At 48.6% G+C, this 12,028-nt stretch carries 9 protein-coding genes; 7 read left to right on the top strand and 2 right to left on the bottom strand.

Annotation, left to right across the window (positions count from 1 at the left end):
* Window positions 1–19 precede the first annotated feature (19 nt).
* From AB3N00_RS27055 to AB3N00_RS27045, 3 genes are all read left to right on the top strand, one after another.
* Window positions 20–1,018 (top strand): hypothetical protein, encoded by a 999-nt coding sequence (locus AB3N00_RS27055; protein ID WP_413037326.1) that lies wholly within the window; start codon window positions 20–22, stop codon window positions 1,016–1,018.
* 19 nt (window positions 1,019–1,037) lie between these two features.
* Complete coding sequence (locus AB3N00_RS27050; RefSeq protein ID WP_413037325.1) at window positions 1,038–2,054, top strand: hypothetical protein; 1,017 nt, start codon at window positions 1,038–1,040, stop codon at window positions 2,052–2,054.
* Between the two features lie 238 nt (window positions 2,055–2,292).
* The gene (locus tag AB3N00_RS27045) at window positions 2,293–2,496 is read left to right on the top strand and encodes a Spo0E family sporulation regulatory protein-aspartic acid phosphatase (protein WP_413037324.1); all 204 of its coding nucleotides are present in this window, start codon (window positions 2,293–2,295) and stop codon (window positions 2,494–2,496) included.
* Window positions 2,497–2,518: 22 nt separating this feature from the next.
* Here the strand turns inward: AB3N00_RS27045 and AB3N00_RS27040 are convergent, their stop codons facing one another.
* Both AB3N00_RS27040 and AB3N00_RS27035 read right to left on the bottom strand, forming a co-directional pair.
* Window positions 2,519–3,397 carry a carbohydrate ABC transporter permease gene (locus tag AB3N00_RS27040; protein WP_183526211.1) on the bottom strand — a complete coding sequence of 293 codons (879 nt, stop codon included), beginning with the start codon at window positions 3,395–3,397 and terminating at the stop codon, window positions 2,519–2,521.
* Between the two features lie 34 nt (window positions 3,398–3,431).
* Window positions 3,432–4,397 (bottom strand): ABC transporter permease, encoded by a 966-nt coding sequence (locus AB3N00_RS27035; RefSeq protein WP_413037323.1) that lies wholly within the window; start codon window positions 4,395–4,397, stop codon window positions 3,432–3,434.
* Between the two features lie 248 nt (window positions 4,398–4,645).
* Between AB3N00_RS27035 and AB3N00_RS27030 the strand changes: the two genes are divergently transcribed.
* From AB3N00_RS27030 to AB3N00_RS27015, 4 genes are all read left to right on the top strand, one after another.
* Window positions 4,646–6,406, top strand: a complete 1,761-nt coding sequence (locus AB3N00_RS27030) for a sensor histidine kinase (RefSeq protein ID WP_413037322.1) — start codon at window positions 4,646–4,648, stop codon at window positions 6,404–6,406.
* Window positions 6,381–7,973, top strand: a complete 1,593-nt coding sequence (locus tag AB3N00_RS27025) for a response regulator transcription factor (RefSeq protein WP_413037321.1) — start codon at window positions 6,381–6,383, stop codon at window positions 7,971–7,973. The genes AB3N00_RS27030 and AB3N00_RS27025 overlap by 26 nt, the downstream gene beginning before the upstream one ends.
* 138 nt (window positions 7,974–8,111) lie before the next feature.
* Window positions 8,112–9,764: an extracellular solute-binding protein gene (locus tag AB3N00_RS27020; protein WP_413037320.1), complete on the top strand. Its 1,653-nt coding sequence runs from the start codon at window positions 8,112–8,114 to the stop codon at window positions 9,762–9,764.
* Window positions 9,765–10,294: 530 nt separating this feature from the next.
* Window positions 10,295–11,989, top strand: a complete 1,695-nt coding sequence (locus tag AB3N00_RS27015) for a DUF6138 family protein (protein ID WP_413037319.1) — start codon at window positions 10,295–10,297, stop codon at window positions 11,987–11,989.
* Window positions 11,990–12,028 lie beyond the last annotated feature (39 nt).

Raw genomic sequence — 12,028 nt, 5'->3', positions numbered from 1 at the left:
CTAGAGAGGAGAGATTCCTTTGGCTGAAGTATGGTTGGATAATCTAATGGTCAAGCGGGAGTCCAAATCGTATGTGGATAGCCTGTACGCGATATTGACCCATACGGGTCAGTTTCAAGGTACCAAGTATTTACTCGCCGGATATACGGGCATGGCTTTCAAACTTTCGGTGCATTGCAGGTTACTCCCCATGTCGGTTACAGCGTACGGACAATGGGGCGAGGCACATCGATCCGGAATTGATAACCTGGGAATATTCACCATTTGGGATGGGGGACGTACACGCCATGCCACATTCGAATATTACCAGCGGGAGGCAGTAAATTGGGTTAAACGCAGTCTTGATGAGGGCAAAGGGGTGATCTACTGGATTCCTGAATTCGGTGTCATCCATGGATATGATGACGCTGATCGCATCTTTTATGTACAAGACGGGTGGAGTAAGGAACCGCAAATTTTGCTGTATGACAACTTCGGTCTAAACTTCACGGGGTTCTGGTATTGTCAGGTTTTTGGTGAGCAGGTCCATATCTCCGAAAAGGATATGTTATTGGAATCCTTACGACTGGCGATTGAGGATTGGGATATTCCGTATCGTCTGCTCCCTGATCGAAATATTGCTTCCGGGAGAATGGCATATGATGTGTGGGTGCATGCCCTTCAGAGTGGGGATTACGATGAATCCGGTGCAGCTTATCTATTGGAATCCTATTGCCAGTCCCGGACTGAAATTCACATGTATTTGCAGGATTTCCGAGGAATATGGAACGAACTAGATCAGGCCTGCGCTTGCTATGACCAGCTTGGAACGTTAATTCACCGGATGAAGGGATGCATGGTTCAGCAGGATAACAGAAGGATGCTCCGGCCAGATGCAACAGATGAACTGATACAGGATCTATTGAAGGCGAAAGAACTGGAGGAGCAGGCGATCCATTATTTTCGCATAATATCCCTGAAGTTTCCTGATCGTAAACGTTCTACTGTGCCACGCTGGGGGGCGCACTCGGCAAGATAGGAAGAGGGAGGGACGGAAGATGGCAACCCGAGAACTGCTGGATTTGATTCAATCCCCATATGCTCAGTATTCTGCGGGTGAACACGCATCTTGGCATGGTATGGGTTCATATACAGATGCGATGTATCGCATTTTAGTGCACAAACAGTGGACGAATTTTCCACGTCACATGATTGCGGGCATGACAGCAAGTGGATTTCGATTGGTGGTGGATCAGCATCTAACTATAGAATCGATCTCGGCGTACAACTGGATGGCAGAGAACTTTGTAGCGGCTGATTTCATTGGTGTGACGGCGAGTCAGGCAGCTGGATTTTCGTTCGAACCGACCTTTTCGTTGTATCAGAAGCAGGCTGTTCTGGATATTAAGGCATCCATTGATCGTGGTGTGGGAGCCATCTTGTGGCATGATCAATTTGTTGTTTGTGTTGGGTATGATGATCTGGAGAAGGTACTGTACATCTGTGAAAGTGAAGGGCGTGAAGTCTTTCGATTGCCATATGATTCTTTTGGACAAAACAGTACACCCTATTGGTACTATCAGGTGCTCGAATCCCATCAAACCGTGGATATGTGGGAGGTCTGCAAGGAATCGTTGATTCAGGCTGTGTACAAATGGGAGACCCATGATTATATGCTGCCGCCCCGGGATTACACCTGTGGAGCTGCTGCATATTCGACCATTGCTGCGGTCCTGCAATCTGGAGTTTATGACACCGATCAAGCTGCCATCGTTCTTCGATATTACGCCAAATCAAGACAAGATATCGCTTCCTATGTCACAGGGCTTGGGCACCTGTCGGATCAGATGGTTCATGTCATGCGGGAGTATGTGTCCCTGTCAGATCTTTATTCAGAGATAATTGAAATGTTGGAGCATTCAATCTGGTGGAATACTAAGGAACCTGGATGTGTGCAGCGGGTGATAGCGCTTATCCATCAAGCAAAAGAAACGGAACAACGCGCCATTGATGCGATTAAGCATGCATTTCCAGAAACGATTGGCAATCGCTTTGAGGATATCGGACTGAGATAAGCCTGAACATTGTAGAGGCGAAATTCATACAGAAGTAAAAAAAACCGGAGAAGGCTGAATGCAGCCTATCCGGTTTTATTTGTATTGTTGTAGAATTACACATACTTATTTCAGCCTTTACAAGAAAAAATATACAAATTTTAAATTTGGGGTAATCGGCAGCCCCCTTTGTTCCGAATATTATAATAGATGGTCTTTTTTGGGTGATGGATATTGAAGGACAACAGGGGGCGGGAGTATGGTGCATAATCCGGAAACCATTCAGGAATGTATCGAAAAGGCACGGCAGAGGCTCTACCAGATCGCAAATTCACATGCGGAATTAATGCATCCGGAGGTCATTCGTCAATCGATGGTTCTGGATGAGTTAATTAATGAATATAACAAGGCCATTCGCATACACGGCAAAACAACCCGAGACGAAAGCCCCGGGATGAGATGATGCGGAATATTCCGCGTTCGTTCTATTCTTTTACCGCCCCAAGCACAATCCCCTTGACGAAGAAACGCTGCAGGAATGGATACACGAGCAGGATCGGCAGAGCACCGATGAAAATCTGTGCAGCATTAACCGTACGCTGTGACATGTTCTGAAGCTGCGTAGCATCCACGTTCATATTGGAGAAGTCCTGCTGCACGATAATGGTCTGCATCAACGTAGCCAGCGGATATTTGGAAGCATCATTCATATAGATCAATCCGTCAAACCAGGAGTTCCATTGGCCTACCATGGTGAATAGCGAGATCGTCGCAATCGCAGGCATGGACACGGGCAGATAGATTCGGAACAAGGTCGTAATATGGTTAGCACCATCAATGAAGGACGCCTCTTCCAGCTCTTTCGGAACGTTACGGAAGAAGTTCATCATGAGAATCAGGTTCCAGACCGCCACCGCTCCCGGCAGAATCAGTGCCCACAGCGTATTGATCAGCCCGAGTTTTTGGATCAAAATGTAGGACGGAATCAGCCCGCCGCTGAACAGCATCGTGAAGATGAAAAACCAAGCATACATAGAACGTCCCTTAAAATGAAGACTCTCCTTCGATAAAGGATATGCAGTCAGAATGACCAGCACCATGCTGAGCAGTGTGCCAAGAACGGTACGCTGGACCGAGATCCAGAGTGCACTCAGGAAATTGCTGTTACCAAATGTTTTGGTATAGGCGTCTACCGTAAAATCAATCGGCCACAGTGTGACGAGATTGGCAGAGGCGGCTGCCTTGCCGCTGAAAGAGACCGCCAAAATATGGACAAGCGGCAGCACACAGAGCAGTGAAACGGCCGCAATGAAGAACAGGTTAAAGCCGTTGAATATCCGGTATCCGGTCGTTTTGTGATACACCTTGATTCCCCCTTAATGCAATATGCTAAACCCCTTAGAAAATGCGGTAATTGGCGATTTTGTAAGCCATCCGGTATGCAGAAATGACGAGGAACATCGCGACAAAAGACTTGAATAATCCAACAGCTGTGGCGAAGCTCATTTTGCCATTCAAAATCCCCATCCGGTACACAAACGTATCGATAATATCGCCTTTCTCATACACAAGCGGATTGTACAGATTGAAAATCTGGTCAAATCCTGCATTCAGAATATTACCAAGGGAAAGTGTACCCACCACGATAATCATCGGCACCAGGGCAGGCAGTGTAATGTGCAGCGTCTGTTTGAGCCGTGTTGCGCCATCCACTTCGGAAGCTTCATACAGAGCCGGATTAATCCCCGCCAGTGCTGCCAGAAATACGATTGTGCCAAATCCAAATTCCTTCCATACATCACTGATGACCACCGTTACCCGGAACCAGTCACCATCTCCGAGAAAGAAAATGGGTTCAATCCCGACAGCCGCAAGCACCTGATTCACCAGTCCGCCCTCCGGGGACAGCATATCGAGCAGAATGCCGCCAAGGACAACCCAGGACAGGAAGTGGGGCAGATACACTAGAGTCTGCGAGAATCGTTTAAATGTAGAGTTTCGTACCTCATTCAGCAGAATGGCGAACACCACTGGCGCCACCAGGCCAGCCACAATTTTCATCGAAGCGATCAGCACGGTGTTCCAGATCACCTGTACACTGTCCGGATACTCGAACATGAACCGGAAGTTATCCCATCCCACCCATTTGGAGCCAGTGAATCCCAACCACGGTTTAAAATCCTGAAAAGCAATAATAATGCCGCCCATAGGCACATAGGCGAACAGCAATGTGAGCAGTACAGCAGGCAGCAGCATCAGATGCAGCGGCCACGTACGTTTGAAGTTCCAGCGTGTGCGTTTGCGTGGATGATGTACCGCCTGCCGCACCGGAGTGTTGGTTGTTAATGGTTGTTCCATAGCCATCGTTGTCCCTCCTTATGTATCGTCCAGCCTCCGCATTGTGAGGCATCTCAGCCTCTGCAAAAAGTGGAGCAACTGAATTATAGCAACGGAAAAGGGTGGCCTATAGACCAACATTTCAAGGCGAATGTTGATTTGTTAACCTGTTGAAGCAAACGATGATTTCAAAAATCCATATAGATATGAAAGGGTTTTCAATATAAAATAGGACTTCGGTAACATTCGATACTATTTCGGGACAGGGTGAAACGATGAAATTCACAGTATTTGCAAAAACGGTCATTCTGCTGATCTGCCTGCTGGTGCCCATCTTGCTGCTCTATACTTACGCCAACCAGGCAAATGTGGACATGGTGGTGGAGGAAAAACAGCAGTCGAGCTTGAACCAGTTCAATTATTTCAGCTCCCAGGTAGATAAAAATATTGAGCAGCTCTCGCTCTACGGGCTTACCCTGCTCAGGGACCCCAGCATACTGCACTACCGTTACATGACGGAAACGACCAGCCAGTATGAAAAGAACAGCATTTATCTCGATATTCTCGACAAGTTATCGCTGTACCAGTCCACCAGCCGCTGGAAGAACGATATTACGATCCTGCTTCCGCAGGCAGAGCTTGTGTTATCCACCAAGGCAAGCCGAACCGTCTTTAATGAAAACATGCTGAAGTTTCCCCAGCCTGGACAATGGCAGCTGGAAGACGGGAGTTTTACCTTTTTCTTCACAGATAACTATGAGTGGAGTGCCAAACCCGTAACCACGGGTGTTCGAACCGTGATGGAGATTAATTTTGATCCGATGAATATTGTAGCCATGCTGGACGACTTCAAGGAGGCGCAGGGAGGAGATCCCTTTCTGTTTGTGCCGGGGAATGAGCCTTTATTAAACCGCAGTGCGGACCCTGAACTGGTGAAAGCCATTATGGAGGATATGCCTTTGGACGGACTGGGCAGTGAGGGCAACCATCAGCTGGAGGCAGGTGGCAAGCAGTATCTGGTCAGCTATGTTCGCTCCAAACAGCTTCATGGCGTCTATGTGAACCCCGTTGTGCTGGATGATCTGCTCACCCCGATGGACAAGAGCCGGAACATGTTTATTACGTCCATTCTGCTGCTGCTGGTTCTAAGCATTGGGGCGGCCCTGCTGCTCTACCGCAAAGTCCAGATTCCGATCTATCGCTTGATGCAGGGGCTGCAGCAGATTCGCAAAGGCCAGCTGTCGACCCGGATTCCGGTGGATCATTCACGGGATGAATTCGCGTATCTGACTCAGAGCTTCAACCACATGGCGGAACAGATTCAGGAACTGATCGAAAAGGTGTATGAGGAACGAATTCGTTCCCGGGAAGCAACGCTCAAGCATTTACAATCACAGATTAATCCTCACTTCCTGTACAACTGCCTGTTTTATATTAAAAATATGACCCAGCTCGGCCATTCGAAAGCCGTTATTGCGATGTCGCTGAGTCTTGGTGACTACTACCGGTACATCACCCGGGATGAGAATGACATGACGACAGTGGAAGGGGAAATTCGGCTGCTGGACAATTATTTGTCCATTCAACAGATGCGGACCAACCGTTTATCCTATGAAATTGCCGTCCCGCAGGAGCTGATGCAGCAGCAGATCCCAAGACTGCTCATTCAGCCGATTGTGGAGAATGCCGTAATTCACGGTATTGAGCCGAGTGAGGGCAGCGGTCATATCGTGGTAACGGGGATGTCGACAAGGGAGCAGATCGATGGCAAACAGCTTATACGATACAGTCTGTTTGTAGATAACGATGGTGTTACGTTGACACCTGAAGAAATTGCAGAATTGGAACGAGAGGTCAATGAGCCTATGGGCGAGGAGATTGGCACAGGCACCTGGAACGTACATCAGCGTCTCGTTACGCGGTATGGGCATTCGTCCGGGCTTCATTTTGCAGCGATTCCTTACGGGGGACTTAGTGTGGAAATACGATGGTTTGAGGAGGGAAAGTCTCATGATGAATCTGATGGTCGTGGATGATGAACATTCGGCGGTGGAGTCTATCGCATCCTCCATTGCATGGAGAGAATATGGAATCGGTCAGGTATACAAGGCATATTCGGTCAAGGAAGCTTTGCAGCAGATGGCTGCACATCAGGTCCATATTATCATTACGGATATCCGCATGCCGGGTTTGTCGGGGCTTGATCTTGTGAGTCATATTCGGCAAAAGTGGGAGCGGACCAAATGCATTATTTTATCGGGTCATGCCTCTTTTGATTATGCAAAGCAGGCACTGAAGCATGGAACGGTAAGTTACCTGCTTAAGCCGGTACGGGATGAGGAACTGATCGAAGCCGTGCAGCAGGCCTCCGTCCAGATCCGACTGGAAGGAGAGAAACAGCAGCTGCATCAGCGCGCGATGTATTCGGTAAGGGAACATCTGCCGGAAAAACGGGCGGAATTAATGAAGGATGTGCTGCTTGGTCGCAAATTTGCCGAAGACGAACTCGTGAGCAAGCTGGAACAATTGGAGATCGGTTTCCGTCCCCAGGATAAAATGCAGCTGCTGCTCATCCGCTATGATGACCCTCAGCCAACGCACAAGGCATTCCGATTAATGAAATATGCCATATCCAATGTGGTGGAAGAAATCTTCAGCAGCAGCTACCATCTCTGCCATACCGATGATGCGCATGATGATCTGGTGTTTATGGCCTGTCCGAGACAGGCACAGTCCGATTCCGAATTGCTGCTGAGCCGGCTTGGCGAACGATTGATTCACAGTGTGAAACAGTACTTGAATGCCACCATCTCGCTGTCGGTCAGCCGGACTGGTCGTTTTCCGCACCAGGTTCCGCAGCTGTATCATCAGGCCGTAAGTGCCCTGCGGAAGCAGGCTGAAGCAGGAAAAGGATTGCATCTTAATGCCGCTGCCAGCTCACATGGAGCTACATTGAAATCACTTGCGGCGCTGTATGAGCCACCTGGCCTGACAACGCTGTTGGAAGCCGGGAGAATGGACGATGCACATCGCAAGATTGATCAGATATTTGCCGAGTTAGCGGACAGTGTGTTTCCGGAGCATGTCTACGTTGCCTTTCATTATCTGGCGGCTGCTTTCTCCTACATGGCTCACCGGGAAGGCAAACAGCTAACGGATGTGCTTGGTGAACAGTATCAGCAGCTGCTGAAGGACGGTTATGGCGTATCACTGCGCAGTCTGGAGGCATGGACCCGAAACGTCATGCAGCAGTGGACAGAGCGTACCCAAGACGCGGGCCAAGCGAGTGGGTCTACCTTGATTCGGCAGGTACAGCACTGGATTGACCATCATCTGGCAGATGATCTGTCCCTGCAGGTGATTGCGGGAGAAGTGCATCTGCATCCGGTGTATTTGTCCAAAATGTACAAACAGTCCACTGGTGAAGGCATCAGCGATTACATTATTCGTTCCAGAATGGAACGTGCCGTGCACTTGCTGAAGCATACCGGGATGAAGATCTATGAAGTCGGCCAGGAAGTGGGATATAACAACACCCCCTACTTCATTCAGGTGTTCCGCAAACATTATGGTCTGACACCACAGGATTTTCGGAACGGTTAACAAATCAATATGAACATTGAAATTGTGATATATGTTTGCCTCCCCGGCTGCACTATCCTTTTCATGTAAGGTGCATTAAGCATTGAATGATGCAAAATGCAGAAGGGTATTCAAAGTTACCTGAGGAGGGGTTTGTTCATGTATAGAAAGATGATGACGGCGTTGCTTGCATTGACGATGGTTGCTGTAACGGCATGCAGTTCAGGGGCCAAAGAGGAGCCAGCCAAGGAAGCGGCTGCGCCACTTGCGATGCAGGACGGGAAGTACGAACCAGCCGTGCAGATGAGCTATTTGCGGGCCTGGAACGATGATACGAAGTTCAAAAATGGCGAAACAGCACAGAGCAATGTGCATACCAAATGGGCCAAGGAACGGCTTGGCATCGACCTGACCACACCATGGGCTGTATCGGTGACCAATGATGCATTTTATACGAAACTGCGCCTGTCCCTGTCGGCCAACGAAGAGCTGCCGGATATTGTCTCCATCCGTGGGGACTACAATCTGGTGCGTGAGTTGATCGAATCCGGCAAATTTGCCGATGCAGGTGAACTGTTTGACAAATATGCTTCCGACACGTGGAAACAGGCCTCCGAATCGGCACCGGAAGAATGGTACCCCTACATGTATGAGGGTAAGCGTTACGGAATTCCAATTTTCGATTATGCCTATAACGGCGATCCGGTGATGTTTATCCGGGAAGATTGGCTGAAAAAGCTGGGACTGGAAGAACCAAAAACGATCGATGAGCTTGTTGCGGTCATGGATGCATTTACGAATCAGGATCCGGACGGCAATGGGAAGAAGGATACGTATGGTCTGACTGTCGGCATGAAAAATGCCCTCAATACGTGGATGACCGAGTCCGGCTGGATCTTCGGCATGTATAACACGATGCCTGGGCAATGGAATGAGGCAGAGGACGGAACACTGCAATACGGCTCGGTACAACCGGGAGTGAAGGAAGGCCTTGCCACGATGAAAGATTGGCTGTCCAAAGGCTATCTGCCTAAGGAAGCTGGCGTATATGATGAGATCAAGGCGGCAGAGCTGTTTACAGCAGGCAAAGCCGGAATCATTGTGGGTCCGCACTGGATGCCGAACTGGCCGATTGATGATGTAAAGAAAAATGTGGACGGTGCCACATACAAAGCCATTGCCCTGCCAACCGGGCCAACTGGCGAGAGCCATCACCATGGTTCGGGCGCTAGCAACGGGGTTGTGTTGATTAACAAGGATATGGCTAACCCGGAAGTGTTCTTCACATATCAGAATTATCTGTTCGACAACTTTGCCAACCCGGAAGTGGGCAGTGAATTTGAGCATGGTTTTGCCCAAGGGTATGATTTTGACATTGTGGACGGGAAAGTCATTGGCGAAGCTGAAGTAAAAGATGGCGTATCGCCGCTGAAATACACGATTACCTATGATGGTGCACGGATTCCCGACCTGATGATGGATACGCTTGCAGAACTGGCGACAGGCAAGGAGCCTGAGACACCTTTTGAGAAAAATACGAGTATTGCCAACAAACCGGAAGTGTTCGCAGCGGCTCAAGTCGTGGTGGCCCATAAGGATGATGCCATCAAGAACAAATTCACGGGTGCGCCTACCGAGACGATGAAGATGAAGAAGGATGCACTCGACAAGCTGGAAAAGGATACGTTCAGCAAAATTATCTATGGCCAAGTCGGCATTGAGGAATTCGATGCCTTTGTAACGAAGTGGAAGTCCATGGGTGGCGATGATATTACCGCCGAAGTGAACGAATGGTATAAAACCGTGAATTAATACGGTGAATGGTTCATGGTATGAATGGAAATGTGGAAATTGACATGAGAACGGAGAGAACAGAAAAGACCTGGAGAAGCGAAGCGTTTGCCTTTATCACCGGATTTCTTCCTCTGGTAATGGGATCAAAGAAATCTGGGGATAACAGCAATCGGAAGGTTTTCTGTACTCGCAGTGGCTATATGTACAATCTGTTTCTATTTATGCAGATGGAATCATACTAAAGTATTACAAGTGAGAAGCACGTTTCGTGAATACACCGGATTTGGGCGGAGAATCGCCTGATTCCGGTGTATTTGTTTTGAATACAGGATGCATAGACATGTGCAGAAGAAAGGATCATTCCTTTTGCTCAGCGAACAACCGTGCCTAGGTCTTATTGTTCCGGCTGTACATGGGAGGGTAAAATAATAGGTGTTATGCGAACATCAATACGCATTTTGAACATGCATGGATATGGAGCGATCCTGGATGAATAGAACAATGAATATTACTCAGGGAATTTAGATGTTGAAAGGCAGGGAGATTAGATGAGCACACTTTATGACCAGGCGATGGAAGAGATGATTGAGGCCATTCATGAATGGTTTGACGAACAGGCGAAGCGGAACGACTTGGAGAAGACCGTGAAGCGAACCACGCTGCAGATGGGTATCTTCGATGATATTCTACTGGAATACAAGCCAGGGCGTACCATTGTTGACAGTGTGGATCTTGGTTTGGATGACGGGTTGAAATCAAAGAACACGGGCCCCTTTACCGAAGAGCAGGTGCGTAATGAATTCCAGCCTCAGCTTGTAAAAGTGGTTCAGGAAAGATTGGACGAGCTGACGGACTCACCGTTGATCGACTACCGCTTCACCTTTCGCGGAAAATTCCCGACAACCGAAGGAAAGCTGCAATTGACGCTGCTTGAATATATCAATGAAGAGAAGAAAGAGCAGTTGCTTGAACGAATTCATACGTACGTAGATAAAAAGCTGGAACATGGTACATATCCAACGAAGCCGCTGGAATCCTTTTTTTTGACGCGTCATCTGGTTGACCCGGAACTCTTTCCGGAACTGGATATTGCTTGGGTCATCGCTCAATATGAGCGCATCCAGGAATTAAATAAAGGGCGTCAGGATGCCTTGGCAGAGCATCGAGGTAACATTATTCGTGCGTTGACGGATTGGGCGGAGAATCAGTTTTTGCCTCAGTATTATGATGTCCAGTCATCGGTGTACAGGTCCAATGAATATACACTTAAGCCAGGCGCAGTACTGGAACAGAACGAGTCTCGGGCTGGGGGTGAGAGCCAACAGCAGGCTGCACAGCCAATTGATCTGCTGCTGTACGCAGCTGTCATGATTCTCCGTTATGAACCCAGCTACAGCAAACCGAGAGGGCTTACCTTTTTGGAGCTGGCGAAACAACTGGGCAGCAACCGTGCAGCACGGATGATGACAGAAGGCAGCGGCACCTATGCGGAGGAAGATATTCTTGTGAAAAATGAACAGGTGGAATGCACTGCCAACGATGTGTTCTCCATCATGACCATCATGATTCGCAAGGAGGAAGCATCTGCCTATGAACAGGCTCTTGCTTTTATTATTCGTTTGCTGAAGCAAGGCTTTCCGAAAAATTACAAGATCAAGCTCAAATCCAGCGTGAAGCAGTATTTGCCGGTTAAGGGACTCGCGAAGTCGGACACTCACCGATTTTTCGCAAATGCACTGGCGTACCCGGACTTGCATCCTCTTCTTGAAGAGTACGCTCGTGAAGCCATCGAAGAATTCGAATGGTATGCAGATACGGAAGGCGAAAAGAGCTGCATGCCGGGCACCTATGCCACATTTGGCCTTGGACTCGCAGATGAGCGGTATTTCCCGTTGGTTGAATTTTATATGGGAGAAGTGGACGATGAGCACCAGTTGGTGCAGGACAAATTCACCGTTGCCTTTGCTGAAAAACACGGCATAACTGCCAGCTCTGTACCTGCATTGGTTGCCTGTTTACGGCGTTCGACGGATTACTTGAAGCTGAAAATCCAGCCGGAACTGGAAAACGAAGAGAAGCTGGCCCTATATGTGCAGCAGATAAAGGGATTGGAAACCTATGAAGTAGAGCGTGTGCTGTATCCGATCTGGGGTAAAGTGGAGAAGCTTGCAGCTCTGGCCCGCAAGGCTGAAGGGAAACGGAAAGAGCTGCTGCTGGAGCTGCTGCATGCCGCAGGAAAGTAGACTTTTTCCAACATGGGATATCCCAATTTTACAGTACAG

This window comes from Paenibacillus xylanilyticus (assembly GCF_047246825.1).
Lineage (GTDB): Bacteria > Bacillota > Bacilli > Paenibacillales > Paenibacillaceae > Paenibacillus > Paenibacillus xylanilyticus_B.
This window is presented reverse-complemented; position numbering and strand designations above follow the sequence as displayed.

Coding starts and splice junctions, on each gene's coding strand:
- AB3N00_RS27025 (WP_413037321.1), top strand. CDS start 6,381: ATGATGAATCTGATGGTCGTGGATGATGAACATTCGGCGGTGGAGTCT.
- AB3N00_RS27045 (WP_413037324.1), top strand. CDS start 2,293: ATGGTGCATAATCCGGAAACCATTCAGGAATGTATCGAAAAGGCACGG.
- AB3N00_RS27030 (WP_413037322.1), top strand. CDS start 4,646: ATGAAATTCACAGTATTTGCAAAAACGGTCATTCTGCTGATCTGCCTG.
- AB3N00_RS27020 (WP_413037320.1), top strand. CDS start 8,112: ATGTATAGAAAGATGATGACGGCGTTGCTTGCATTGACGATGGTTGCT.
- AB3N00_RS27015 (WP_413037319.1), top strand. CDS start 10,295: ATGAGCACACTTTATGACCAGGCGATGGAAGAGATGATTGAGGCCATT.
- AB3N00_RS27050 (WP_413037325.1), top strand. CDS start 1,038: ATGGCAACCCGAGAACTGCTGGATTTGATTCAATCCCCATATGCTCAG.
- AB3N00_RS27035 (WP_413037323.1), bottom strand. CDS start 4,397: ATGGCTATGGAACAACCATTAACAACCAACACTCCGGTGCGGCAGGCG.